The organism is Cupriavidus sp. SHE, from assembly GCF_000812445.1.
Taxonomy (GTDB): domain Bacteria; phylum Pseudomonadota; class Gammaproteobacteria; order Burkholderiales; family Burkholderiaceae; genus Cupriavidus; species Cupriavidus metallidurans.
Window position 1 is genome coordinate 241,713 of sequence record NZ_JWMB01000018.1, and the last position, 24,007, is coordinate 265,719.

The following is a 24,007-nucleotide window of genomic DNA, read 5'->3' on the forward strand; positions in this document are numbered from 1 at the left end:
CGTCTTCATGATATTTGCTCATTTCTTGAGCAACCGTACCGGATTGGCGGTAAAATCCCGCCCTCGCACATGACCCGACTTGCGCCGGCCCCAAGGCTTGGCAGGGGCATGTTTTTGCATATCGCCAGCTTCGCCTGAACGCACCCAACACCGTTCCATCGTGCAGATCGGTCCGCACCAACTTCGCAACAACCTGTTCGTCGCCCCCATGGCCGGGGTGACCGACCGACCCTTCCGCCAGCTCTGCAAGCAGCTTGGCGCGGGCTACGCGGTGTCCGAGATGGTTGCGTCGAACGCCCAGCTCTGGAAAAGCGAAAAGACCATGCGCCGCGCCAACCACGCCGGCGAGGTGGAGCCAATCTCGGTGCAGATCGCAGGCGCGGAGCCGTCGATGATGGCCGAGGCGGCCCGCTACAACGTGGACCGCGGCGCCCAGATCATCGATATCAACATGGGCTGCCCGGCCAAGAAGGTCTGCAACGTGGCCGCCGGTTCGGCGCTGCTGCAGAACGAGCCGCTGGTCGTGCGCATCGTCGAGGCCGTGGTTGCCGCCGTGGGCGACCGCGTGCCCGTCACGCTGAAGATCCGCACCGGCTGGGACCGCGAGCACAAGAATGCGCTGCGCGTGGCGCGCATGGTGGAAGACGCCGGCATCAGCATGCTGACGATCCACGGCCGCACGCGCGCCGATCTCTATCATGGCGAAGCCGAGTACGAAACGATCGCCGCCGTCAAGTCGTCGATCCGCATCCCCGTGGTAGCCAACGGCGACATCACCACGCCGCAGAAGGCCCGACATGTGCTGGCCGTAACCGGCGCTGACGCGATCATGATCGGCCGGGCCGCGCAGGGCCGCCCCTGGCTGTTCCGCGAGATCGAGCACTACCTGAAGACGGGCGAACTGCTGCCCTCGCCAGAAGTGGCCGAGATCCGCGCGATCATGAACCATCACCTGGCGGACCACTACGCGTTCTACGGCGAGTTCACCGGAGTGCGCACCGCCCGCAAGCATATTGCCTGGTACACGCGCGGCCTCAAGGGCGCGAACCTGTTCCGGCATCGCATGAACACACTGGAATCCACCGACGCGCAACTCGCGGCCGTCAACGCATTCTTCGACGAACAGGCTGCAATCTCCGACCGCCTGGTCTATGTCGACGAGAATGCCGCGCCGGACGACGACGCGCTCGACAACAACAAGAAACGGGAATTGCTTGCCGCATGAGCCGCAACGCCATCGACCAATGCATCCGGGACAGCCTGGATACTTACTTTCGTGATCTGGACGGCGAAGTGCCGTCCAACATGTACAACATGGTGCTGGAGGCCGTCGAGCGGCCCCTGCTGGAAGCCGTGATGACGCGCGCCGAGCGCAACCAGTCACTGGCAGCCGCGTATCTCGGCATCAACCGCAACACCCTTCGCAAGAAGCTGCAGCAACACGGTTTACTTTGAATTTGACGCGTTCCCCACAGCCATGATCAAGCAAGCTCTTCTCTCCGTTTCAGACAAAACCGGCATCGTCGACTTCGCGCGCGAACTCAATGCGCTTGGCGTCACGCTGCTTTCCACCGGCGGTACCGCCAAATTGCTGGCCGAGGCCGGCCTGCCTGTCACGGAGGTGGCCGATTACACGGGCTTCCCCGAGATGCTCGACGGCCGCGTGAAGACGCTGCACCCGAAGGTTCACGGCGGCATCCTGGCCCGTCGCGACCTGCCGGAGCACATGGCAGCCCTGGCCGAGCACAACATTCCGACGATCGACCTGCTGGTGGTGAACCTGTACCCGTTCCAGCAGACCGTGGCCAAGGATGACTGCACGCTGCCGGACGCCATCGAGAACATCGACATCGGCGGCCCGACCATGCTGCGCTCGGCAGCCAAGAATCACCGCGACGTGACCGTGATCGTCGATCCGGCCGATTACGCGGTGGTACTCGGCGAGATGCGCGCCAATGGCAACAGCGTCGGCTACGACACGAACTTCCGCCTGGCTACCAAGGTGTTCGCCCACACCGCCCAATACGACGGCGCGATCACGAACTACCTGACCAGCCTCGGCGCCGACAAGTCGCACCAGGCCCGCAGCGCTTACCCGCAGACGCTGAACCTGGCCTTCGAGAAGGTCCAGGAAATGCGCTACGGCGAAAACCCGCACCAATCGGCCGCGTTCTACCGCGACCTCAAGGCCTTTGACGGCGCGCTGGCCAACTACGTGCAGTTGCAGGGCAAGGAACTGTCCTACAACAACATCGCCGATGCCGACGCCGCGTGGGAGTGCGTCAAGTCGTTCGACGCCGCCAACAGCGCCGCATGCGTGATCATCAAGCACGCCAATCCGTGCGGCGTGGCGGTTGGCGCGAACGCGCTGGAAGCCTACGACAAGGCCTTCAAGACCGACTCGACCTCGGCCTTCGGCGGCATCATCGCCTTCAACGTCGAACTGGACGAAGCCGCTGCGCAAGCCGTGGCCAAGCAGTTCGTGGAAGTGCTGATCGCCCCGTCGTTCAGCGCGGCCGCGCGCAACGTGTTCGCCGCCAAGCAGAACGTGCGTCTGCTGGAGATCCCGCTGGGCAAGGGCGTGAATCAGTACGACCTGAAGCGCGTGGGCGGCGGCCTGCTGGTGCAGGGCCCGGATGCGCGCAACGTGCAGCAGTCCGAACTGCGCGTGGTGACGCGCCGTCATCCGACGCCGAAGGAAATGGACGATCTGATGTTCGCCTGGCGCGTGGCCAAGTTCGTCAAGTCGAACGCCATCGTGTTCTGCGGCAACGGCATGACGCTGGGCGTGGGCGCGGGCCAGATGAGCCGCGTGGACTCGGCGCGCATCGCCAGCATCAAGGCCCAGAACGCCGGCCTCACGCTGGCAGGTTCGGCCGTGGCATCGGACGCGTTCTTCCCGTTCCGCGATGGTCTGGACGTAGTGGTCGACGCTGGCGCGACTTGCGTGATCCAGCCGGGCGGCTCGATGCGCGACGATGAAGTGATCGCCGCCGCAGACGAGCGCGGCATCGCCATGGTGCTGACCGGCACGCGCCACTTCCGCCACTAAAGCGGTAGCGAGGGCACACCGCTGCCCTCGCCCCGGCGCCTCTCCCGCGCTACGGGAGAGGCGCGCAACCCCTCCCCTGCGGCGTAATCCTCTACACTACGCCCATCTCCCCCTGCCCTTGCTTCATGCGTATTCTCGGCATCGATCCCGGTTTGCGAACCACTGGCTTTGGCGTGCTCGAAAAGCACGGCAACAAGCTCGCCTATGTCGCGTCGGGCACGATCCGCAGCAATGGCGAGACCAGCTTGCCCGAACGCCTGAAGACGCTCTACGACGGCATCTCCGAAGTCGCGCGGACCTACGCGCCAGACTGCGCAGCAATTGAAAAGGTCTTCGTCAACGTCAATCCGCAATCGACCCTGTTGCTCGGCCAGGCACGCGGCGCGGCGATCTGCGGGCTGGTCGTGCAAGGGCTGCCGGTATTCGAGTACACCGCGCTGCAGCTCAAGGTAGCCGTGGTCGGATACGGCCGGGCCAACAAAGAGCAGGTTCAGGAAATGGTGATGCGGCTGCTGTCGCTGTCCGGCCGTCCGAGTTCCGATGCAGCCGATGCGCTTGGCGTGGCGATCTGCCATGCCAATGGCGGCGACACCCTCGGCACGCTGGCCGGGCTGGCGCCTGAGCTGGCGCGCAAGGGAATGCGCGTGCGGCGCGGCCGGCTGGTCGGCTGATTCGTCGCCGGCGGATCGATGCCGATCGATTGCCATTTTCAGAGCAGCGCCTACGGATGACCGCTACGGCCGGCGCTTACAATCGTCGTTCGTGACATCGTCAGGACTGCACCGATGCATCATCCGTTCATCACCCGATTCACGCTTGCCGCGCTGACCGCTGGCCTCATTGCCGGCTGCGCGGCGCCGCCTCGTGCGCCCACGTCCACTGCTGCGCGGGAGGCGCCATCCACGGCATCCACTCCCACCAGCGCTGCGCCGAAGCCCGTGCTGATCATCGGCCATCGCGGCGCCAGCGCGCTGCGGCCGGAACACACGCTGGCGTCCTATCAAAAGGCGATCGACGACGGCGCCGATATCATCGAGCCCGATCTCGTGGCAACGAAGGATGGCGTGCTGGTGGCGCGGCACGAGAACGACATCACCGGTACCACCAATGTGGCCGAGGTGCCGGAGTTCGCGGACCGCAAGCGTGTGAAGGTCATCGACGGCGAGCGGCTGACCGGCTGGTTCACCGAGGACTTCACGCTGGCCGAACTGAAGACGCTGCGCGCCCGTGAGCGGATTCCGAAGCTGCGTCCCGCCAATGCGAAGCTCAATGACCAGTTCGAGATCCCGACATTCGACGAAATCCTGAAGCTTGCCGAGCTGGCCGCCATGAAGCGTGGACGCCCGGTTGGGATCTATCCCGAACTCAAGCATCCCACTTACTTCCGCGGTATCGGCCTGCCGCTGGAGGAACGACTCGTGACCGCGCTGCAGGGCAGCGCCTATGCGAAGACCGTGCCGGTGTATGTGCAGTCGTTCGAAGCCACGCCGTTGCGCACCGTCAAGCGATTGCTGGGTAATTCGATGCCCAACGTGATGATCGTCCAGCTTATCGGCAATCCGCGCAGCCGTCCCGCGGACTGGCGTCTGGCAGGTGATACGCGCACGTACGCCGACATGTTGAAGCCGATCGGCCTGCGCGAAGTGGCCACCTACGCCAACGGCATCGGCCCTGAGAAGAACAGCGTGATCCCGCGCGACGCCAACGGCAATCTCGCCTCGCCGACCGCGCTGCTCGCCAACGCCCACGCGGCGGGCCTGGTAGTGCACCCTTACACATTCCGGCCCGAGAACGCGTTCCTGCCGAAATCGCTGCGTGCGCCCGGTGACGATGCCACGCGCAACCCGGCCGGCATGATCAGCGAGATCCAGACCTTCGCAGCCGCGGGTGTCGACGGCGTCTTCACCGACGACCCGGCGCTGGGCCGCCGCGCCGTGGATCCACCCGCCAATGGCGGCCATTAAGCACGCTGGCCGCGCTACACTTGCGGCCAATTTCGCTTCTTCATCACACCCACCATGATCGGACGTATCGCCGGCACCCTGCTCGAAAAGAATCCCCCGCATCTGCTGGTCGACTGCCATGGCGTCGGCTACGAGATCGATGTGCCGATGAGCACGTTCTACAACCTGCCGGCGATCGGCCATCCCGTAACGCTGCTGACCCAGCAGATCGTGCGGGAGGACGCGCACCTGCTTTTCGGCTTTGCCACGGCCACCGAACGCAATACATTCCGGGAGCTGATCAAGATCACCGGCGTCGGCGCGCGCATGGCGCTGGCCGTGCTGTCTGGGCTGTCGGTGCCTGAACTGGCGCAAGCCGTGACGATGCAGGAAGCGGGCCGGCTGACCAAGATCCCGGGCATCGGCAAAAAGACAGCAGAGCGGCTGCTACTGGAACTCAAGGGCAAGCTTGGCGCGGATCTGGGCCATGCTCCCGGCGCCACCCCGGTGGCCGATAGCGCCATCGACATCCTCAACGCGCTGCTCGCGCTCGGCTACTCGGAGAAGGAGGCCGCGCAGGCCATCAAGCAGGTGCCGGCCGGCACCGGCGTGTCCGACGGTATCAAGCTCGCGCTGAAGGCACTGTCGAAAGGCTGAGGACGCACCGCGAACGGCTCGGGGCGGGGGGCGCAGCGTAGAATGGCGGCAAATTGCTTCTGACTGCCATGATTGAAACCGACAAGCTGACCGGCGCCGACCGCCTGCCCGACCGCGTGATCTCGGCCACGCCCGCTTCCACGCAGGAAGAAGCGTTCGAGCGGGCGCTACGGCCCAAGCTGCTCGACGAATACGTCGGCCAGGAGAAGGTGCGCGGCCAGCTCGACATCTTCATGCACGCGGCCCGCAAGCGCCGCGAAGCACTGGACCACGTGCTGCTGTTCGGGCCGCCCGGCCTGGGCAAGACCACGCTGGCCCACATCATCGCGCGCGAGATGGGCGTCAATCTGCGCCAGACATCGGGGCCGGTGCTCGAGCGCCCGGGCGATCTGGCCGCCCTGCTGACCAATCTCGAAGCCCACGACGTCCTCTTCATCGACGAAATTCACCGGTTGTCGCCGGTGGTCGAGGAAATCCTGTACCCGGCGCTGGAGGACTACCAGATCGACATCATGATCGGCGAAGGCCCGGCGGCCCGCTCGGTCAAGCTCGACCTGCAACCCTTCACGCTGGTGGGCGCCACCACGCGCGCGGGGATGCTGACCAATCCGCTGCGCGACCGTTTCGGCATCGTGGCGCGGCTCGAGTTCTATACCCCTGACGAGCTCGCACGCATCGTCGCGCGCTCGGCACAATTGCTGAATGCCGCCATCGACCCGGCCGGCGCATTGGAAATTGCCCGCCGCGCGCGTGGCACGCCCCGGATCGCCAACCGGCTGCTACGCCGCGTGCGCGACTTTGCCGAAGTAAAAAGCGACGGAACGATCACTAGGCAGCTGGCCGATGCCGCACTGGAGATGCTCGACGTGGATAGCGTTGGCTTCGACCTGATGGACCGCAAGTTGCTGGAAGCCGTGTTGCATAAATTCGACGGTGGCCCGGTCGGCGTGGACAATCTGGCCGCCGCGATCGGCGAAGCCCGCGATACGATCGAGGACGTGCTGGAGCCCTACATGATCCAGCAGGGCTACCTGCAGCGAACGCCGCGCGGACGTATGGCGACAGCCGCCGCCTACCGCCATTTCGGGCTGGCATCGCCCCGCGATGGTGGTGCCGAGCCCGCCGAAGGGCTCTGATTTTCCGCATTCCGCCCAAGGCCGTTCCACGGCCTTTTTTTTGCGCCTCCAGATGCCCCGGCGACCGTCGGGCGCGCCATTTAAACGTTTTAGCACCCCGTCGCAAATTTTTTCGAAGTGGATTGCTGGCCTCTGGCCGCTTGTCCACAATGGCTGCATCCCCTTTAATTACAGGTGCGCGTTTGCGCCATAAGGATCAGAAATGAATTTGCGAGCCAAACCAACTTCCCTGATCTCCGTACTTGCCGCGGCGGCCGCCCTGGCGATCGGCGCGACGGGCGTGGCGCACGCGCAAAAGCCGCAGGCAAAGACGCCTGCGCCGATCGGCGTGGCCGAGGAAGCCGTGGTCAGCGGCAAGGTAGTCGATGTCGATCCGCAGTCGAAGGCCGTACTCGTCCAGGGCCCGCGCGGCAATCTGGTCGAACTCGTGGCTGGCGATGAAGCCAAGAACATCGGCAACGTGCGCAAGGGCGATATCGTGACGCTCACGCGCGGTGCGGCGGTGGTGGCGGCGCTCCAGCCGGTGGACAGCAAGGACACTCCGCTGCTGGAGCAGGTGGAACGCGTTTCCCACGCCGCCGAGGGCGGCAAGCCTGGCGTGATGCGTGAAATCACGACCACGATCACCGCTCAGATCACCAAGGTGGACGTGGCAAAGCGTATGGTGACCTTCCGCGGCCCGCGTGAAACGCTGCGTACCGTGAAGGTGCAGGACCCGAATATCGACCTGGCGAGCATTAAGCAGGGCCAAATGGCCAAGATTGTTGTGCGCGAAGTGGTGGCCATCACCGTCAAGTCGCCGAATGCCGGCTGATTTTCAGCCGGAGAATCCACCTGCCATCCCAATCAGGAGAACAACAATGAATCGACGCAACTTTGTCACCCGTATGGCAGGTTCCGGCCTGCTCGTCGCTACCGCCATGGCTGCAGGTTGCACGACCACGGGCTCCAGCGATTCGAAAGACGCGGCCGCTCGGCGTCAGGAAATCGATGCCGGCGCCGAGGGCGCGCTGAACCGGCTGTTCACGTCGGTCGATGGTTCGCGCGAACTGGCCAACAAGGCGCAGGGCATTCTGGTGTTCCCGCGCGTGCTGGCCGGTGGCCTGGTGATCGGCGGCGAGTACGGCGACGGCGTGCTGCGCAGCAAGGGCGCGAATGTGGGTTACTACCGCACGATCGCCGCGTCGTTCGGCCTGACGGCGGGCGGCCAGTCGCGCTCGGTGATCATCATGTTCATGACGCCGGAAGCCTACAACAAGTTCTTGCAGGCCAAGGGCTGGACGGCTGGCGTCGATGCCAGCGTGGCACTGGCCAAGGTCGGCGCGAACGGCAAGGTGGATACGGTTACGGGCCAGCAGCCGGTGATCGGCTTCGTCCAGACCAATGCCGGCCTGATGTTCGACGTTTCACTGGACGGGTCCAAGATCAGCAAGCTGGACCTGTAATTCGCAGGGTCTCTCCTCCTCTGCGATTGGACAACTCCCGGCCGTGGCCGGGAGTTTTTTATTGCACCGACGCTCGCGGCTGGACGCCCGGGCGTGGTCCGGAGAATCGGATCAGTGGATCAGGAGACGCGTCGATCGACTTCGTCCAGCGCCAGCGCCTCGAGGTGGCTGACGTCGGCCCACTGCAGCAGCGTGAGGTGGGCGGTGTCGCACCGCAGGCGGTTGACGCTGGCATTGAGCAGTTCGTGCTCGCGCGGTGCTTCGAGGGTCATGCCCGCAGCCTCGCGGTAGAGGCAGTCGAGCACGCCTCCGTGCGCCACGAGCGCGATCCGCTCGCCAGGATGGCGTCGCGACAGATACAGCGCCACCTCGACCGCCCGGTCGTGAAACTCGCGCAGCGATTCGCCCTCGGGCGGCGCGTAGTCGGGCACGCGCGCCTGCCAGCGCGCGAAATCCTCAGGGCGCTTCTCCGCCACTTCAGCGTAGGTCATCCCCTCCAGATCGCCATAGCAACGCTCCCGCAGCCGACGCTCGGGCCGCACCTGCAAACCCAGCGTCTCGGCCAGCGGCGCCGCCGTCTGCATGGCACGGCCCAGGTCACTCGAATAGATCGCGTCGATCGGCTCGCCGGCCAGCGCCTCGGCCAGCGCGCGCGCCTGGGCGCGGCCAGTGTCGTTCAGTGGGATGTCGAGCTGGCCCTGCAGCCGCCGTTCGCGGTTCCAGGCCGTCTCGCCATGGCGAATCACGATCAGGTGGGTGTAGGCCAGCGATTGCGGGCCGGTGCTTTGCGACATTGCCGATTCCTCGGGGGGCGACGGTTCGGGCCGGGTCTGACGCCCGGCGGGGCGAACGAGGTTACTTCACGAGCCTCGGGTTAAGGGTGTATGTGCCGGTCAGGCTGGCCTCGGCCAGGACATGGCCCTGGATCGCCCGGCGCACGTCGGCACCGGTGAACTTGCCTTCGACCGGAACGCGATCGATGTCGAGCGCGTACACGGTGAACACGTAGTGGTGAATGATCGAATCGTTCCACGGAGGGCACGGGCCGTCATAGCCGAAGTAGTCGCCCTTCATGTCCGCATCGCCGGCGAACCAGCCCGTGTAGTCGTTCAGGCCGTGGCGCAGGCCGCCAGCCGTGGCGGTACCCACCAGCGCCTCGGGGCCCGGCTTGCCTCGCGCGATCACGCCGTCGCTGTGCGAACCGGCTGAGATCGTGTGCAGACCGGGCGGCACGTCGATCAGCACCCAGTGGAAAAAGTCCACGCGCGGCAGCGATTCCGGAACCTCGCGGCCTTCCTGGTTGACGTCGTCGCCCTTGCTCGGCACATCGCGGTCGTGGCAGATCAGCACGAACGAACGGGTGGCAGCGGGCACGTCATCCCAATGCAGATCCGGGTTGCGGTTGCTCGACAGCGCGACATGACTGGCCGCATCGGGCACGCAAAACGCAAACTCGCCGGGAATCGGCGCATTGTCGGCAAAGGCCTTGCTCCAGAGTTTCATGGGGATCTCCTTGGGTGTCGATCTCGGGCGACGTCAGGCATTCGCTGCCGGTGGCACGCGCAGCCAGAACGTCACAGGACCATCGTTGGTCAGACTGACCTGCATCATCGCGCCGAACTCGCCGGTCTGCACCGACGGATGCGCGGCGCGGGCGCGGGTCACGAAATGATCGTAAAGGCGGCGGCCGTCCTCCGGCGCGGCGGCCGGGGTGAAGCTCGGCCGGGTGCCGCTGTTGGTATCGGCAGCCAGCGTGAACTGGGACACCACGAGCAGCCCGCCTGCGGTCCCCTGGCCGTCCATGTTCTGCACGGGCAGGTTCATCCGCCCTTCCGCGTCGGAAAACACACGGTACGACAGCAGTTTGGCCAGCAATCGCTCGGCCTGCGCCTCGGTGTCGCCGCGCTCGGCACAGACCAGCGCCAGCAGGCCCGCGCCGATCTCGCCGGTGGTCCGGCCATCCACGGTCACGCGCGCCTGCGAAACGCGCTGGATCAGGGCGATCATCGCGGGCCCGGGCTCAGGAAAGCGTCACGCGCGCGAAGCGACGCTTGCCCACCTGCACCACGTACGTGCCGGCGACCACCTTGGTCGACTTGTCGCTGACCACGGCGCCATCGATCTTCACGCCGCCTTGCTCGATATTGCGGTTGGCCTCGGAGGTCGACGGCACGAGATTGGCCTGCTTGAGCAGTTGGGCAATGCCCAGCGGCGCGCCTTCGAGGCTCACGGCCGGGATGTCGTCGGGCACGCCGCCACGGGCGCGGTGATTGAAGTCCTCGAGCGCCTTCTCGGCATCGGCCTGACTGTGGAAACGCGTGACGATCTCCTGGGCCAGAGCCACCTTGCAGTCGCGCGGGTTGCGGCCCAGCGCCACCTCACTCTTCATCAGGTCGATCTCGCTCATCGGGCGGAACGACAGCAACGTGTAGTACTGCCACATCAGTTCGTCCGAGATGCTCATCAGCTTGCCGAACATGTCGTTCGGGGCCTCAGTCACGCCGATGTAGTTGTTCTTGGACTTCGACATCTTCTCAACGCCGTCCAGACCCACCAGCAGCGGCATTGTCAGGATGCACTGCGATTCCTGGCCGTACTCCTTCTGCAACTCGCGGCCCACCAGCAGATTGAACTTCTGGTCGGTGCCGCCCAGTTCCAGATCCGACTTCAGCGCCACGGAATCGTAGCCCTGCATGAGCGGATAAAGGAACTCATGGACCGAAATCGGAATCCCAGACCGGAACCGTTTGGTGAAGTCATCGCGCTCCATCATCCGGGCCACGGTGTACTTGGCCGCGAGCTGGATCATGCCGCGGGCGCCCAATGGGTCACACCACTCGCTGTTGTAGCGGATTTCGGTACGTGCCGGATCGAGCACCAGGCTGGCCTGACGGTAGTAGGTCTGGGCGTTGGCCTCGATCTGCTCCCGGGTCAGCGGCGGACGGGTGGAGTTGCGGCCGGAGGGGTCGCCGATCGTCGACGTGAAATCGCCGATCAGGAAGATCACCTGGTGGCCCAGATCCTGGAGCTGGCGCAGCTTGTTCAGGACCACGGTGTGGCCCAGATGGATGTCGGGCGCGGTCGGGTCCAGGCCAAGCTTGATCCGCAGCGGCACGCCAGTGGCCTCGCTGCGGGCCAGCTTCTGCAACCATTCGGATTCAACCAGGAGCTCGTCGCAGCCGCGCTTGGTGATCTCCAGTGCGCGCATCACCGACGGCGTAAGTGGATAGTTGGCCGCGGCGGCCGGGGACACTTCACTCATGACGTAAGTCTTTGAAATCTATAAAGAATTTGCGACGGACAATCAGATTCGTTCTGGTATAATCCGCGCTTTGCGCCAGACGGGATAAACCGTCGGCCAACCGTCATTCTAGGCGGCATACAAACAACGCCCGCACCGCACCTCGGGGGAGGAAGGCAGACGACACATATCGTCGCGGCAGCGGCCCTAGGTAATACGGAAAGCTTGAATTCTACGTGATGTGGTCTAGTCTCCGCGAAGTTTTCGCGCGCGAGCTGGTGGTACTCGTCGACCCTACCAATCCCCAGCACGCGCGTCGTCGCAAACAATTGACCGTCGCCGTCGGCACGGTATTCACCCTTGGCATGGCTGCAGCCATGGGCGTTGCCCCGCGCAACGCCTTCGATGATCCGCTGGCCCCGCGCGTCGAGCAGGCCCTGCGGATGCCGGATGTGCGCCAGCAACTCGAACTGCTCACCGAGACGGACGAGCAGAGTGTCTACGTGCGTCAGGAACGAATGCAGCGCGGCGACACCATCGCCACGCTGCTGCGCCGGCTCGGCGTCGACGATCCAGACGCGCAATCGTTCATTCTCAAGAACCCGACCGCCCGTGGCCTGTTCGGCCTGAATCCCGGCCAGACGGTGCAGGCCGAGATCGACGACAGCAATCTGCTGGTCGCGCTGCAGGCCAACCTGGGCGGCGACGCCGCGAGTTCTCGCGAACTCGTGGTCGAGCGCGTGGCCCCGCAGAAAGAAGGCGGCGACTACACGTACAGGGCGCGTATCGCGTCGGTGGACAACGACGTGCACTACGAAATGGCCTCTGGCGCCATCGAGAACAACGGCTTCTTCAAGTCGATGGACGCGGCGAACGTACCGGACGAGATCGTCAGCCAGATGATCTCGATCTTCTCGGGGGTCATCGACTTCCACCATGACATTACCCGTGGCGACCGTTTCCGCATCGTCTACGAAGCCGGCTTCCGCGACGGCGCCTTCGTGCGCAACGGCCGCGTGGTGGCGATCGAACTGATCAACCGGAACACGCTGTACCAGGCGCTCTGGTATTCGCCCACGGACGGCGAGCCCGGGGCCTACTACACGTTCGACGGCCGCAGCATGAAGCGCCCGTTCCTGCGTTCGCCGGTGGAGTTCTCGCGCGTCTCGTCGGGCTTCGGCGGCCGCGACCATCCGTTGCATCACAAGTGGGCGCAGCACAAGGGCGTCGACTTCGCCGCCCCCACGGGCACCAAGGTGTTCGCCTCGGGCGAAGGCACGGTAGAGTTCGTGGGCCAGCAAAACGGCTACGGCAACCTGATCATCCTGCGACATGCCGGTGGCTATTCGACTTACTACGCCCACCTGTCCGGTTTTGCCGGCCTGCGTGATGGCCAGCACGTCGGCCAGGGCGAGGTGATCGGCTACGTCGGGTCCACCGGCTGGGCTACCGGGCCGCACCTGCATTACGAATTCCGCTACAACGACGTGCCGCAGAATCCGCTGACGACAACACTGATGGAAGCGCCCACGCTGACCGGCAAGTCGCGCTCGGAATTCCTGAACTACACGAGCGCCATGCTGAGCCGGATCAACATGCTGCGCACCTACAACGTCCTGACGGCCAGCAACTGACCATGCCTGCCTCCCCACAGTCCAGCGAGATGTTTATCGGCCTGATGTCCGGCACCTCCATGGACGGCGCGGACGGCGTGCTCGTCGACTTCTCCGGCGCGCAGCCGGCAGTGCTGGCTGCCGCCCATACACCGTTCCCCGCACCGCTGCGCGAGGCGTTTGGCGCCCTGCAGCAGCCCGGCGACGACGAAATCCATCGCGAAGCACTGGCATCGAACGGCCTGGCGCGCGTCTACGCCGATTGCGTGGAAACGCTGCTCCGGACGGCCAGTGTGACTGCCGACAGCGTGGCGGCCATCGGTGCGCACGGCCAGACGATCCGTCACCGGCCGGGCCAGTACGATGGCATCGGATATACCCGGCAGAGCCAGCACCCCGCGCTGCTGGCCGAACTGACAGGCATCGACGTGGTGGCCGACTTCCGCAGCCGCGATGTCGCCGCCGGCGGGCAAGGCGCGCCGCTGGTGCCCGCAGTACACGCCGCGCTGTTCGGCGCTGCCGACGAAACGCGCGTGGTCTGCAACATCGGCGGGATCTCGAACATCAGCATCCTGCCTGCGGCTGGCACCGGGCGCCCGGTGACGGGGTTCGACTGCGGCCCGGGCAATGCGCTGCTCGACGACTGGATTCGTCGCCACCGCGGCACGCCATACGACGATGGTGGCGCGTGGGCAGCCGGTGGCAAGGTGGACGAAAGCCTGCTGGGCCAGATGCTCGCCGAGCCCTACTTTCGCGCGTTGCCGCCCAAGAGCACCGGGCGCGACCTGTTTCATCCGGGCTGGCTGCAATCGCTGCTTGACGCATATGGCAATGCCCAGCCGCAGCCGGTGGACATCCAGGCCACACTGGCCACGCTGACGGCCACGGCGATCGCCCAAGACGTGCAACGGTATGCGCCCGAGGCGCGACGGTTGATCGTATGTGGAGGCGGTGCGCACAACGACTTCGTCATGACGACGATGGCGAATCAGTTACCGGGTGTGCTGGTGCAGACGACGGGCGATTTCGGGGTGCCAGTGTCGCAAGTGGAAGCCATTGCGTTCGCATGGCTGGCGAGGCAGTGCACGCGTCGCGCACCTGGCAACGTGGCCACCGTCACCGGTGCGGCGGGGCCGCGCGTGCTTGGCGCCATCTATCCGCGATAGGCTGCACGCTGATCCAGCCGGATTGTCGACGGCCCGAAAACAAAAAAGCGCACCGACTGGTGCGCTTTTTTTGGGGGGGACGAACCCGGCTCAGACCGAGAACGACGAACCGCAACCGCAGGTGGTCGATGCGTTCGGGTTCTTGATCACGAACTGCGCGCCGTTGATGTCTTCCTTGTAGTCGATCTCGGCGCCCACCAGATACTGGTAGCTCATCGAGTCAATCAACAGCGTGACGCCGTTCTTGACCATCGTGGTGTCGTCTTCGTTCACGTCTTCATCGAAGGTGAAGCCGTACTGGAAGCCCGAGCAGCCGCCACCCTGCACAAACACGCGCAGCTTCAGTTCGGCATTGCCCTCTTCCTCGATCAACTGCTTGACCTTGTCGGCTGCGCTGTCGGTAAAGACGAACGGTGCCGGCACGTCCTCGGTTGCGGGTGCCTCTGCGACTGCGTTCATGGGAATCTCCTGGTTAGATACGCCCGTATTCTAAGCGTTACTGGCAAATCGTGCCGAAACCCCTTGTTTTCAAGGGGCTCTGGGCCCTCGGGGTACCGTTTGCTCCACTCAGGCCGGCACGCCCGCGCCTTCCGGCGCTTTGTCGTTATCGGCTGCCTGGTCCGACGCCGTCGCCTCGCCATCATTGGCCGGCGCGTCAGTCTTGGCTTCCGCGGACGGAGCGAGGTTCGGCAGCGCCCTCACTTCCGTTTGCGTCAGCGGCACAAGACGACCTTCGACGATAGCGCCCTGGTGCATTTCGAGCGCTGCATAGCGCACCTCTCCATACACCCTCGCGTGCGGCTGCAATTCGAGCAACTCCACGGCATGCACCGGACCGGTCACGGTGCCGTTCAGGATCAGGTGGTCCACACGGATCTCGCCCTCGACAAGCCCCTTCTCGCTGATCACGAGCATGCTCGACTTGCCCTCGGCAGCAATCACGTTGCCACGCACGCGACCATCGAGACGAAGCCCCCCGGAAAACGTAACATCGCCCTCGATCGTGGCACCCAGCCCGATCAGGGTGTCGATGGACAGGCCTTTCTTCTTCGAAAACAGCATGCTTTCTCTCCTTTTCGCGCAGACTAGGGCGTAGCCGACTGCGTTGCACGGACTTGGCCGTTTTGGACGATGCGGACCATGACGGCACGTACTTCGGCGCCCTGCGGAACCATCAGATCGCCTTCGATGCGCTGGTAATGCGTCAGCCTCACTTTTGGCAACGGCGGATCTCCCGGTTGCGGCAAGGTCAATGTCAACGGTTTGCCGTCGCGAACCGCCGAGATAGTGAACTGTAGCTCACCCATGAAATCCGGCTGCTCGACGAAGGCCTTCGACCCACCTTGCATCGCAAGCAACCGATAGTGCACGGCACGCGGCTGGGCCTCGTCCAACGCGACCCGGAAACTCCGCACGTGGATGCCCGAGGTGTCCCCGGTGGCCGGGAGCAGCGATTCGAAGAATCCAAGATCCTCCTTGAGCTGCCCGACATCGGCTTCGGCGGTCTTGAGCTGCTGGGCCAGCCGCTCCTGTGCCGCACGGGCCATCTGCAACTCCGCTCCGGCGGTATTCGCAGTAGCCCGCAGTCGATCACGCTCTCCAGTGATATCGACCAGTTGCTGCTGCAACTGCGCGACATCTTCGGAGCCATCCGTGACGGACTCGACAGCCGGCTTGGCGGCGCGGCGGCCCATTTCATACATCCCCGCCGCCAACGCACCCCCGACCAGAAGCAGCGCGACCACGAGTACCCAGACGCGCCAAGGCCGTTGCTGGTGGATCACCGCCGTATGCGAGCGCAAGCCGCGGCGCGGCCGCAGCGGCCGGTACGTCACGCCCATCGTGCCATCCCTCGACCCATTGTTCGCCCCCTCATTCCGCAGGCCGGTGATTGTATCGCTGGCTGGTCATCGCGCGAATGAAAATTGTAGCAATCGGCATACATGGGCCGTGCCAGCGTTTGACCTGGGCTTGCTTTGGACGAAAAAAAACCGCACGCCAGGGGCGTGCGGTTTTTCTGGATTTGCCGGCTCCGCTTGGCGGAACCTGGCAAATGCGCATTAGCGCTTCGAGAACTGCTTGCGGCGACGTGCCTTGTGCAGACCGACCTTCTTACGCTCGACTTCACGGGCGTCACGCGTAACGTAGCCTGCCTTCGACAGGGTCGGCTTCAGCGTGGCATCGTAGTCGATCAGGGCGCGGGTGATGCCGTGACGGACAGCACCGGCCTGGCCGGTTTCGCCACCACCGGTCACATTGACCTTGATGTCGAACGTTTCGGCGTGAGCGGTCAGCTCCAGCGGCTGGCGCACGATCATCAGCGAGGTTTCGCGAGCGAAGTACTCTTTGATGGGCTTGCCGTTGACGATGATATCGCCCTTGCCCGACTTGATGAAGACACGAGCCACGGCGCTCTTGCGGCGGCCAGTACCGTAATTCCAGTTACCGATCATGGATATTGGCCCCTTTAGATTTCCAGCACCTTGGGCTGCTGTGCGCTATGCGGATGTTCGGCTTCGGCATAAACCTTCAGCTTCTTGATCATCGCGTAGCCCAGCGGACCCTTAGGCAGCATGCCCTTAACAGCCTTTTCCAGGGCGCGACCCGGGAAACGCTGCTGCATCTTGCCGAACGTGGTTTCGTAGATACCGCCCGGGTAACCCGAGTGACGGTAGTACTTCTTGTCCTGTTCCTTGGTACCCGTCACGCGCAGCTTGGCCGCATTGACGATGATGATGAAATCACCAGTATCGACGTGAGGAGTGAATTCTGGCTTGTGCTTGCCGCGCAGTCGGCGTGCCACTTCGCTGGCAACACGGCCGAGGACTTTGTCCGTCGCGTCAATCACGTACCAGTCGCGCTTTACCTCTGCAGGCTTGGCGGAAAAGGTCTTCATGATTTTTCCTGAATTTTGAAAACTGCCCGAGGTGACGGTCGCCGTTTTAGCGTCCTGTCAATCGGCCGGTCCTTTGGACCTGACCTTCCTGCTTGTATCTGCAGGCTCTCCCTGACTTCTTTCCGGGGGCAATGACCGGAAAAGTCGGCCATTATACGGGCTGTCGAGTCGATCGCACAAGCAAAGTTGTGGCTTTTCGTCAAGATGGCCATTGGCCCGCAAAGGGCCATAGAACTGGATGGGCAGCCTGCGTCACGATTTCGCCGGACCGCCCTTGCAAAAGACGAAAAAAAACCCAAGTCGGTTGGACTTGGGTTCGAATCCACCAAAGGAGGAGGGTGGAGGAGACACCGGGCGATCGACGGGGCCGGTCCTGGCGGGCGGTGCGACGAGCGATTTGGGTACGTTACCGACTTTCGCTTTCGCACTCTGGCGCGCTCTCATGCGCCGTCGTTCGATGGATTGAATTATACATATCGGCACAGCCGTTGCAAGAAAATTTGCAGTGCGAAATGCGATACCGCAATATGAAATTGCGAATAATTCATATCGAATGGATCACATTCCTTATTAAACAATGAGTTAGGTGTAAATCCGCGAGGTCTCGCAGGCATCGCATTAGAAGAAACCCTCAGAATTTCGCGGGGAATGGCGTGGCCGGAGGCCAATTCCCGCATGTCATATACTCACGAAATGCAAGATGCGTGATCGCGCGGTGAAGCGCGAAAACACACAAACTAGAACCGAGGAACGAAAAAAATGGAATGCAAAGTGACATGGATGGGCCCGGAGGGCATGAGCTTCGTGGCCCAGACCGGCAGCGGTCACATCGTGGCGATGGATGGCGCACCTGACGGCGGCGGCAACAACCTGGCGCCCCGGCCCATGGAAATGGTGTTGCTGGGCACCGGCGGCTGCACGGCATATGACGTGGTGCTGATCCTCAAGCGTGGCCGCCAGGACGTGCGCGGTTGCAGCGTCAAGCTGGAAGCCGAGCGCGCCGAGACCGACCCGAAGGTGTTCACGAAGATCAACTTCCACTTCACCGTGACCGGTCGCAACCTGGATCCGGGCAAGGTCGAACGCGCGATCGAGCTGTCGCACGAGAAGTACTGCTCGGCCTCGATCATGCTGGCCAAGACGGCCGAGATCACGCACACGACGGAAATCGTCGAAGGCTGACCGTCTTCGTGCACGGCCAAACAAAAACGCCCGGCGCAATGCCGGGCGTTCGCGTATCTGAAGCAAAGCAGGCCGATAAGCCGGATTCTGTGCGCCCCGCACGCCTTGCGGCGCCCGGAACGTGACAACCATTCCTCTAGGCCGACCGTTACCGGCCGGCTCCAGCTCCCTACCCGCAGACTCGGCGGGCCGCTTCATCGTCTGCCTATTTGGGATTGCTCCAGGTGGAGGTTACCGCGTTTCACCCTTCCCGCCAGCCGAAGCCAGCGGCAAGACTCGTCTCTGTGGCCCTATTCCGCACGTTACCGTGGATGGCTGTTAGCCAACACCCTGCCCTGTGGAGTCCGGACTTTCCTCCCCTTGCACCTTGCGATGCAAGCAGCGATTGTCTGGCCTGCTTTGCGGCCCGCAGTCTAACACCGATGCGCGGTGCCGGTCAGCCCGCCTCGGCATTGGCGGCCGCGCCGCGGCGTCCGGGCCGAAACACGCTGACATCGTCGTAGAAACCAGGGGCAGCGCTCTCGTCACACCAACCTGGAATGCCCATCACCGGCAGCGGCGCGAAACTGCGGCCACCCTTGAGACGCCCCTGCTCCGCAGCCTCGGCCAGTGACGCCGCCAGCATGCCGTCGAGCCTGGCGATCGGCGTCGTCGGCGACGCCGGAATCCACCATGCATGGGCGGTCACGGACTTGTAGGGCTGCACCAGTTTTTCCAGCAGCGCATGGCCGAACGGCACTACCGCGCAGGTATCGCGCCAGGCATCACGACGTGAGACAAACAGTTTGCGCCAGGCAAACCCGCGCAGCGCATCGGCAATCGTTGCATCTTCGCTGACCAGAATCACGGCGTTCTCGTCGAACAACGTCGCCGCGTCGCGCAGGCCCCCGCGCACGGCTTGCACGCCGTCCCGCTCGATGGCCTCGGCTTGCAGCCGGTTGAGCAGTCGCTTGGTCTCGGGGAAATGCAGCCAAATTAGCGCGTTGAATGCGTCGTGCAGGTTGTCGCGCGTTGGCACCTGCCCGGTGGCGAAGATGTGGGACTCGTAGGCCACACCTTCGGGCAGACTGTCCTGGGGCACGAAGCGCAGCGGCAAACCCTGGGCGTTGAGGCTACCCGATGCCGCCGCGTTGAAAGCCTCGCGCAGGTCACTGCCATCGAGGCAGGATGCGGACGCGGCGAATGGCAGGAACCACGGCCGCGTCCAGTCGATCGTCGACAGCAACCGACTCAGCTCGCCTTCCAGCGCAGCGTTTCGCCAGCGCGCAGCGGCACCAGCGTGGTATCACCGTACGGCAGCTCGGCCGGCAGTTCCCAGTCTTCGCGCGTCAGCGTCAGCGTGCCGCTATTGCGCGGCAGGCCGTAGAAGGCCGGGCCGTTGAAGCTGGAGAATGCCTCGAGCTTGTCCAGCGCGCCGGCAGCGTCGAATGCTTCGGCATAGAGCTCCATCGCATGGAGCGCCGTGTAGCAGCCGGCGCAGCCGCATGCGTGCTCCTTGAGGCCGCGTGCGTGGGGTGCGCTGTCGGTCCCAAGGAAGAAACGCGGGCTGCCCGACGTCGCGGCCTTGACCAGCGCCTCGCGGTGGATCTCGCGCTTGAGCACCGGCAGGCAGTAGTAGTGCGGGCGAATCCCGCCCGTGAAGATCGCATTACGGTTGTACAGCAGGTGGTGCGCGGTAATCGTCGCGCCCACCGGGCCTTCGGCCTCGGCCACGTACTGGGCCGCATCGCGGGTGGTGATGTGTTCGAACACCACCTTGAGCTCCGGGAAGTCGCGGCGCAGCGGCTTCATCACGCGGTCGATGAACACGGCCTCGCGATCGAAGATGTCGATGTCGCCATCAGTGACCTCGCCGTGGACCAGCAGCGGCACACCTTCACGCTGCATCGCCTCAAGCGTGGCAGCGCAGCGGCGGATATCGGTCACGCCGGCATCGCTGTTGGTGGTGGCGCCGGCCGGATACAGCTTGACGCCGTGGACGAAACCGCTGGCACGGGCCGCGACGATTTCCTCCGGCGGCGTGTTGTCGGTCAGGTACAGCGTCATCAGCGGCTCGAACGCCATGCCGGCCGGCAGAGCGGCCAGAATGCGCGCGCGGTAGGCACTGGCCTGCTCCACCGTGGTCACGGGCGGCTTCAGGTTCGGCATGATGATGGCACGTGCGAACTGGCGTGCCGTGTCGGGCAGTACGGCCGCCAGCGCCGCGCCATCGCGCAGGTGCAGGTGCCAGTCGTCCGGGCGGGTGATGGTGAGTTTCTGGGTCATGGGGACGAGCGAAACGAGTAAGACGGGGAAATCTAGAGAATCAGAATGGCGCGGTAGTCATTCACATTGGTACGCGTCGGGCCGGTCACGACCAGGTCGCCGATCGCATCGAAAAAGCCCCACGCGTCGTGTGCGTCGAGCTTCTGCCGGGCCGAAGTGCCGCTGCCTTCCGCGCGGGCCAGCGAATCGGGCGCCAGCAACGCGCCGGCATTGTCTTCGGACCCGTCGATACCGTCGGTATCGGCCGCGATCGCGTGGACATTCGGCGTGCCTGCCAATTCGATCGCCAGAGACAGCAGGAATTCGGAGCACCGCCCGCCGCGTGCCGATTCGGACGCGCCGCTTGGCAATGTGACCGTGCATTCACCGCCAGAAATCAGCGCAACCGGCGCTGCGAACGGCGCATTGTACGCCCGAATCTCGCGCACCAGCGCCGCGTAGACGCGGGCCACCTCCTGCGCCTCGCCAGTCACGGTATCGCCGAGCACTACCGCATTGACGCCCTGCCGACGGAACTCGGCCGCCGCGGCTTCCAGGCTGTCGTGTGCCGTGGCGATCATGCGATTGTCCACGTTCATGAACAGCGGATCGCCCGGCTTCGGCGTTTCCTCGACCTCGCCACGCGCGCCGCGCTCCAGATGCGCCTGCACGGTTGCCGGCACCGCCGCGCCATAGCGCTTGAGGATCGCCAGCGCATCGGCGTACGTGCTTGCGTCCGGCACCGTTGGACCCGATGCAATCGCGCTCGGGTCGTCGCCGGCCACGTCCGAGACGATCAACGTGGTGACAGGGGCGCGGCTGGCCTGCGCCAGACGGCCGCCCTGGATGCGCGAGGTGTGCTTGCGCACGATATTCATGTCCGTGATCGGCGCCCCGCAGCGCAGCAACTCGCGCGTGGTGGCCTTGAGGTCGGCCATGGGAATGCCTTCGGCCGGCAACGACAGCAGGCTCGACCCGCCGCCGGAGACCAGCACGATCAGCCGGTCTTCAGGGCCCAGCGCCTGCACGCGGGCAAGGATGTCGGCGGCGGCCTGCTCGCCGGCCTCGTCCGGCACGGGATGGCCGGCTTCGATCACGCGGATATGTTCGGTCGGCAAGCCGTGCGCATAGCGCGTGACGACGATGCCTTCCAGGCTGGCCTTGCCCTGGTACGCCCGTTCGACGGCCAGCGCCATCGACGCCGCGGCCTTGCCTGCCCCCACGACCAGCGTGCGGCCGCCCGCGTGCGGTGGCGGCAGGTGCGCGGCCACGATTTCGAGCGGATCGGCTGCCGCCACGGCGGCGCGGAAGCTCTCCAGCAGCAATGTACGGGGATCGACCTGTGCGTTCACAGCGCCTCCGCGATGGCCTGGCCGAGATCGGCCGTGGAGGCGGTACCGCCAATGTCACGCGTCAGCGGCGCATGACCCGGCCCCGCAGCCAGCACCTGCTCGATGGCCGCCAGCACGGCCGCGCCAGCCTCGGCGTGGCCCAGGTGTTCGAGCATCATCGCACCGCACCAGATCTGGCCGATCGGATTGGCGATACCCTGGCCAGCGATGTCGGGCGCCGAGCCATGCACGGGCTCGAACAGGCTGGGATAGACCTTGTCAGGATTGATGTTGCCCGACGGCGCCACGCCGATCGTGCCGGTACAGGCCGGGCCGAGATCGGACAGGATGTCGCCGAACAGGTTGCTGGCCACCACTACGTCGAACCAGTCCGGGTGCTGTACGAAGTGGGCGGTCAGGATGTCGATGTGGTACTTGTCGACCTTCATGCCTGGATAGTTGGCCGCCATCGCCTCCACCCGTTCGTCCCAGTACGGCATCGTGATCGAGATCCCGTTGGACTTGGTGGCCGACGTCAGGTGCTTCTTCGGGCGTTTCTGCGCCAGTTCGAACGCGAATTTCAGGATGCGGTCGACGCCGTGCCGGCTCATCACCGTCTCCTGCATCACGATCTCGCGCTCGGTGCCCGGGAACATGCGCCCACCGATACTCGAATACTCACCCTCGGTGTTCTCGCGCACCACGTAGAAATCGATGTCGCCCGGCTTGCGGTCGGCCAGCGGGCTCTTGATGCCGGGCATCAGCCGGACCGGGCGCAGGTTCACATACTGGTCGAACGAGCGCCGGAACTGCAGCAGGGAGCCCCACAGCGACACGTGATCGGCAATCTTCGCCGGCCAGCCAACCGCGCCAAAGTAGATGGCGTCGTACTTGACCAGGGTGTCAAACCAGTCGTCCGGCAGCATCTTGCCGTGGCGCTCGTAGTACGCGTAACTGGAAAAGTCGAAGTGGTCCCACTGAAAATCGATGCCGAAACGTCGTGCGGCGGCATCCATGACGCGGATGCCTTCGGGCATCACTTCCGTTCCGATTCCGTCTCCGGGAATGACAGCGATCCTGTATTGACTCATGGCTGGGAAGGAGGGGTGACTGCGGGGGAGGCGCGTACCGCCGCCGTGCTTGGCAGCGCCGGGCACGCGCAGGATAATGCCTGCATTCTATTGCAAAGCGGCAGCCCCCTGCCGCACGGTGCCTTCGCCATGTGCCAGCTTCTAGGCATGAATTGCGCCACGCCCACGGACGTGACGTTTTCCTTTACCGGCTTCGCCGCCCGCGGCGGTGTGACCGACCATCATTCCGATGGATTCGGCGTCGCATTCTTCGAGGACAAGGCCTGCCGGCTGTTCATCGACAACCAGTCGGCAGGTACCTCGCCGGTGGCCGACCTGATCAAGCGCTACCCGATCAAGTCAAAGAACGTGATCTCGCATATCCGCAAGGCCACGCAGGGCACTGTACTGCTCGAGAACTGCCATCCGTTCATGCGAGAACTTTGGGGACGGCACTGGATCTTTGCCCACAACGGTGACTTGCACGGCTTTGCGCCGTTCCTGTCCGGCGTCTACCAGCCGGTGGGAGACACCGACAGCGAGCTGGCGTTCTGCGCGCTGATGCAGGGGCTGCGCAAGCGCTTTCCCGGATCTCAGCCGCCGCTCAACGAACTCGGCCATGCGCTGGCCGACATCACGCGCGACATCACGCTGCACGGGGTGTTCAACTTCCTGCTCTGCAACGGGCAGGCGCTGTTCGCCCACTGCTCCACGCGCCTGTACTACATCGTGCGCCAGTGGCCATTCTCGAAGGCGCATCTGATCGATGCCGACCTGTCGATCGACTTCGCGCAGGTGACCACGCCCGATGACCGCGTGGCCGTGATCGCCACCGCGCCGCTGACGGACAACGAGACCTGGACCCAGTTCGCGCCGGGCGAGTTGATCATGTTCGAGGACGGTCGGCCCACGATGACGTGGAGCGTGCCCATCCCGCCGGAAGTCCAGGCGAAGAACGCGGCAAATACGGCCTGCACCTGAGTCCGACCCTGAGCCCGACCCTGACCGAATGAAAATGCCCCTCCCCGCGT

Annotated in this window: 26 protein-coding genes and 1 other RNA gene; 13 read left to right on the top strand and 14 right to left on the bottom strand. The window is 64.5% G+C overall.

The genetic code is table 11. The annotated features are described in order from the left end of the window. Nucleotides 1-160: 160 nt before the first annotated feature. From dusB to RN01_RS09515, 9 genes are all read left to right on the top strand, one after another. Complete coding sequence (gene dusB, locus RN01_RS09475; RefSeq protein WP_017513201.1) at nt 161-1,225, top strand: tRNA dihydrouridine synthase DusB; 1,065 nt, start codon at nt 161-163, stop codon at nt 1,223-1,225. Beyond that, a complete protein-coding gene (locus tag RN01_RS09480) occupies nt 1,222-1,455 on the top strand; it encodes a Fis family transcriptional regulator (protein WP_008646031.1) in 234 nt (77 codons plus the stop codon). The genes dusB and RN01_RS09480 overlap by 4 nt, the downstream gene beginning before the upstream one ends. 22 nt (nt 1,456-1,477) lie before the next feature. Next, the gene (gene purH / locus RN01_RS09485; protein WP_024569477.1) at nt 1,478-3,052 is read left to right on the top strand and encodes a bifunctional phosphoribosylaminoimidazolecarboxamide formyltransferase/IMP cyclohydrolase; all 1,575 of its coding nucleotides are present in this window, start codon (nt 1,478-1,480) and stop codon (nt 3,050-3,052) included. 125 nt (nt 3,053-3,177) lie between these two features. Continuing rightward, the gene (gene ruvC, locus RN01_RS09490) at nt 3,178-3,723 is read left to right on the top strand and encodes a crossover junction endodeoxyribonuclease RuvC (protein ID WP_017514768.1); all 546 of its coding nucleotides are present in this window, start codon (nt 3,178-3,180) and stop codon (nt 3,721-3,723) included. Between the two features lie 114 nt (nt 3,724-3,837). Further along, a complete protein-coding gene (locus RN01_RS09495) occupies nt 3,838-5,016 on the top strand; it encodes a glycerophosphodiester phosphodiesterase (protein WP_017514767.1) in 1,179 nt (392 codons plus the stop codon). A 54-nt stretch (nt 5,017-5,070) separates the two neighbouring features. Next, nucleotides 5,071-5,652: a Holliday junction branch migration protein RuvA gene (gene ruvA / locus RN01_RS09500; RefSeq protein ID WP_008646023.1), complete on the top strand. Its 582-nt coding sequence runs from the start codon at nt 5,071-5,073 to the stop codon at nt 5,650-5,652. Nucleotides 5,653-5,720: 68 nt separating this feature from the next. Further along, nucleotides 5,721-6,788, top strand: a complete 1,068-nt coding sequence (gene ruvB, locus RN01_RS09505) for a Holliday junction branch migration DNA helicase RuvB (RefSeq protein WP_017514766.1) — start codon at nt 5,721-5,723, stop codon at nt 6,786-6,788. Between the two features lie 202 nt (nt 6,789-6,990). Further along, complete coding sequence (locus RN01_RS09510; protein ID WP_008646021.1) at nt 6,991-7,602, top strand: hypothetical protein; 612 nt, start codon at nt 6,991-6,993, stop codon at nt 7,600-7,602. 46 nt (nt 7,603-7,648) lie between these two features. After that, on the top strand, nt 7,649-8,233 hold the full coding sequence (locus RN01_RS09515) for a YSC84-related protein (protein ID WP_008646020.1): 585 nt from the start codon (nt 7,649-7,651) through the stop codon (nt 8,231-8,233). A 119-nt stretch (nt 8,234-8,352) separates the two neighbouring features. Here RN01_RS09515 and RN01_RS09520 read toward each other — a convergent pair whose 3' ends face one another. The 4 genes from RN01_RS09520 to tyrS form a co-directional block, all read right to left on the bottom strand. Further along, nucleotides 8,353-9,027 (bottom strand): histidine phosphatase family protein, encoded by a 675-nt coding sequence (locus tag RN01_RS09520; protein WP_017513834.1) that lies wholly within the window; start codon nt 9,025-9,027, stop codon nt 8,353-8,355. A gap of 61 nt (nt 9,028-9,088) precedes the next feature. Continuing rightward, nucleotides 9,089-9,736 carry a YbhB/YbcL family Raf kinase inhibitor-like protein gene (locus RN01_RS09525; protein ID WP_008646018.1) on the bottom strand — a complete coding sequence of 216 codons (648 nt, stop codon included), beginning with the start codon at nt 9,734-9,736 and terminating at the stop codon, nt 9,089-9,091. A gap of 33 nt (nt 9,737-9,769) precedes the next feature. Further along, on the bottom strand, nt 9,770-10,240 hold the full coding sequence (gene dtd, locus RN01_RS09530; RefSeq protein ID WP_008646017.1) for a D-aminoacyl-tRNA deacylase: 471 nt from the start codon (nt 10,238-10,240) through the stop codon (nt 9,770-9,772). 13 nt (nt 10,241-10,253) lie between these two features. Continuing rightward, the gene (tyrS, locus tag RN01_RS09535; protein WP_011515292.1) at nt 10,254-11,495 is read right to left on the bottom strand and encodes a tyrosine--tRNA ligase; all 1,242 of its coding nucleotides are present in this window, start codon (nt 11,493-11,495) and stop codon (nt 10,254-10,256) included. Between the two features lie 218 nt (nt 11,496-11,713). Here tyrS and RN01_RS09540 point away from each other — a divergent pair, with 218 nt between their 5' ends. Beyond that, nucleotides 11,714-13,108: a M23 family metallopeptidase gene (locus tag RN01_RS09540; protein WP_017513833.1), complete on the top strand. Its 1,395-nt coding sequence runs from the start codon at nt 11,714-11,716 to the stop codon at nt 13,106-13,108. A gap of 2 nt (nt 13,109-13,110) precedes the next feature. Continuing rightward, entirely contained in the window at nt 13,111-14,253 is a 1,143-nt protein-coding gene (locus RN01_RS09545; protein WP_024569478.1) for an anhydro-N-acetylmuramic acid kinase, read from the top strand. Nucleotides 14,254-14,343: 90 nt separating this feature from the next. On the opposite strand, the gene erpA is transcribed toward RN01_RS09545, so the two are convergent. The 5 genes from erpA to rplM form a co-directional block, all read right to left on the bottom strand. Beyond that, entirely contained in the window at nt 14,344-14,712 is a 369-nt protein-coding gene (gene erpA, locus RN01_RS09550; RefSeq protein WP_008646009.1) for an iron-sulfur cluster insertion protein ErpA, read from the bottom strand. A 108-nt stretch (nt 14,713-14,820) separates the two neighbouring features. Next, entirely contained in the window at nt 14,821-15,315 is a 495-nt protein-coding gene (locus RN01_RS09555) for a polymer-forming cytoskeletal protein (protein WP_024569479.1), read from the bottom strand. A gap of 23 nt (nt 15,316-15,338) precedes the next feature. Then, nucleotides 15,339-16,094, bottom strand: coding sequence for a DUF6776 family protein (locus tag RN01_RS09560; protein ID WP_017515150.1), 756 nt, complete (start codon nt 16,092-16,094; stop codon nt 15,339-15,341). Between the two features lie 219 nt (nt 16,095-16,313). Continuing rightward, a complete protein-coding gene (rpsI, locus tag RN01_RS09565) occupies nt 16,314-16,706 on the bottom strand; it encodes a 30S ribosomal protein S9 (RefSeq protein ID WP_008646004.1) in 393 nt (130 codons plus the stop codon). Between the two features lie 14 nt (nt 16,707-16,720). Beyond that, complete coding sequence (gene rplM / locus RN01_RS09570) at nt 16,721-17,149, bottom strand: 50S ribosomal protein L13 (protein WP_008646003.1); 429 nt, start codon at nt 17,147-17,149, stop codon at nt 16,721-16,723. A 759-nt stretch (nt 17,150-17,908) separates the two neighbouring features. Here rplM and RN01_RS09575 point away from each other — a divergent pair. Continuing rightward, complete coding sequence (locus RN01_RS09575) at nt 17,909-18,331, top strand: OsmC family protein (RefSeq protein ID WP_011515284.1); 423 nt, start codon at nt 17,909-17,911, stop codon at nt 18,329-18,331. A 60-nt stretch (nt 18,332-18,391) separates the two neighbouring features. Here RN01_RS09575 and rnpB read toward each other — a convergent pair. From rnpB to RN01_RS09595, 5 genes are all read right to left on the bottom strand, one after another. Beyond that, nucleotides 18,392-18,732, bottom strand: an RNA gene (gene rnpB, locus RN01_RS32490) — RNase P RNA component class A. 35 nt (nt 18,733-18,767) lie between these two features. After that, nucleotides 18,768-19,556, bottom strand: coding sequence for a DUF3025 domain-containing protein (locus RN01_RS09580; protein WP_024569480.1), 789 nt, complete (start codon nt 19,554-19,556; stop codon nt 18,768-18,770). Between the two features lie 5 nt (nt 19,557-19,561). After that, nucleotides 19,562-20,596 (bottom strand): dihydroorotase, encoded by a 1,035-nt coding sequence (pyrC, locus tag RN01_RS09585; RefSeq protein ID WP_008646000.1) that lies wholly within the window; start codon nt 20,594-20,596, stop codon nt 19,562-19,564. A gap of 32 nt (nt 20,597-20,628) precedes the next feature. Then, a complete protein-coding gene (locus RN01_RS09590) occupies nt 20,629-21,927 on the bottom strand; it encodes a glycerate kinase (protein WP_017512926.1) in 1,299 nt (432 codons plus the stop codon). Further along, entirely contained in the window at nt 21,924-22,997 is a 1,074-nt protein-coding gene (locus RN01_RS09595) for a tartrate dehydrogenase (RefSeq protein ID WP_024569481.1), read from the bottom strand. The genes RN01_RS09590 and RN01_RS09595 overlap by 4 nt, the downstream gene beginning before the upstream one ends. 129 nt (nt 22,998-23,126) lie before the next feature. Between RN01_RS09595 and RN01_RS09600 the strand changes: the two genes are divergently transcribed. Next, nucleotides 23,127-23,957 carry a class II glutamine amidotransferase gene (locus RN01_RS09600; RefSeq protein WP_011515279.1) on the top strand — a complete coding sequence of 277 codons (831 nt, stop codon included), beginning with the start codon at nt 23,127-23,129 and terminating at the stop codon, nt 23,955-23,957. Nucleotides 23,958-24,007: the final 50 nt, after the last annotated feature.

What these genes read in the sequence shown, in the direction of transcription:
- RN01_RS09480 (WP_008646031.1), top strand. Translation starts at nt 1,222, where the DNA reads ATGAGCCGCAACGCCATCGACCAATGCATCCGGGACAGCCTGGATACT.
- purH (WP_024569477.1), top strand. Translation starts at nt 1,478, where the DNA reads ATGATCAAGCAAGCTCTTCTCTCCGTTTCAGACAAAACCGGCATCGTC.
- ruvC (WP_017514768.1), top strand. Translation starts at nt 3,178, where the DNA reads ATGCGTATTCTCGGCATCGATCCCGGTTTGCGAACCACTGGCTTTGGC.
- RN01_RS09495 (WP_017514767.1), top strand. Translation starts at nt 3,838, where the DNA reads ATGCATCATCCGTTCATCACCCGATTCACGCTTGCCGCGCTGACCGCT.
- ruvA (WP_008646023.1), top strand. Translation starts at nt 5,071, where the DNA reads ATGATCGGACGTATCGCCGGCACCCTGCTCGAAAAGAATCCCCCGCAT.
- ruvB (WP_017514766.1), top strand. Translation starts at nt 5,721, where the DNA reads ATGATTGAAACCGACAAGCTGACCGGCGCCGACCGCCTGCCCGACCGC.
- RN01_RS09510 (WP_008646021.1), top strand. Translation starts at nt 6,991, where the DNA reads ATGAATTTGCGAGCCAAACCAACTTCCCTGATCTCCGTACTTGCCGCG.
- RN01_RS09515 (WP_008646020.1), top strand. Translation starts at nt 7,649, where the DNA reads ATGAATCGACGCAACTTTGTCACCCGTATGGCAGGTTCCGGCCTGCTC.
- RN01_RS09520 (WP_017513834.1), bottom strand. Translation starts at nt 9,027, where the DNA reads ATGTCGCAAAGCACCGGCCCGCAATCGCTGGCCTACACCCACCTGATC.
- RN01_RS09525 (WP_008646018.1), bottom strand. Translation starts at nt 9,736, where the DNA reads ATGAAACTCTGGAGCAAGGCCTTTGCCGACAATGCGCCGATTCCCGGC.
- dtd (WP_008646017.1), bottom strand. Translation starts at nt 10,240, where the DNA reads ATGATCGCCCTGATCCAGCGCGTTTCGCAGGCGCGCGTGACCGTGGAT.
- tyrS (WP_011515292.1), bottom strand. Translation starts at nt 11,495, where the DNA reads ATGAGTGAAGTGTCCCCGGCCGCCGCGGCCAACTATCCACTTACGCCG.
- RN01_RS09540 (WP_017513833.1), top strand. Translation starts at nt 11,714, where the DNA reads ATGTGGTCTAGTCTCCGCGAAGTTTTCGCGCGCGAGCTGGTGGTACTC.
- RN01_RS09545 (WP_024569478.1), top strand. Translation starts at nt 13,111, where the DNA reads ATGCCTGCCTCCCCACAGTCCAGCGAGATGTTTATCGGCCTGATGTCC.
- erpA (WP_008646009.1), bottom strand. Translation starts at nt 14,712, where the DNA reads ATGAACGCAGTCGCAGAGGCACCCGCAACCGAGGACGTGCCGGCACCG.
- RN01_RS09555 (WP_024569479.1), bottom strand. Translation starts at nt 15,315, where the DNA reads ATGCTGTTTTCGAAGAAGAAAGGCCTGTCCATCGACACCCTGATCGGG.
- RN01_RS09560 (WP_017515150.1), bottom strand. Translation starts at nt 16,094, where the DNA reads ATGGGCGTGACGTACCGGCCGCTGCGGCCGCGCCGCGGCTTGCGCTCG.
- rpsI (WP_008646004.1), bottom strand. Translation starts at nt 16,706, where the DNA reads ATGATCGGTAACTGGAATTACGGTACTGGCCGCCGCAAGAGCGCCGTG.
- rplM (WP_008646003.1), bottom strand. Translation starts at nt 17,149, where the DNA reads ATGAAGACCTTTTCCGCCAAGCCTGCAGAGGTAAAGCGCGACTGGTAC.
- RN01_RS09575 (WP_011515284.1), top strand. Translation starts at nt 17,909, where the DNA reads ATGGAATGCAAAGTGACATGGATGGGCCCGGAGGGCATGAGCTTCGTG.
- pyrC (WP_008646000.1), bottom strand. Translation starts at nt 20,596, where the DNA reads ATGACCCAGAAACTCACCATCACCCGCCCGGACGACTGGCACCTGCAC.
- RN01_RS09595 (WP_024569481.1), bottom strand. Translation starts at nt 22,997, where the DNA reads ATGAGTCAATACAGGATCGCTGTCATTCCCGGAGACGGAATCGGAACG.
- RN01_RS09600 (WP_011515279.1), top strand. Translation starts at nt 23,127, where the DNA reads ATGTGCCAGCTTCTAGGCATGAATTGCGCCACGCCCACGGACGTGACG.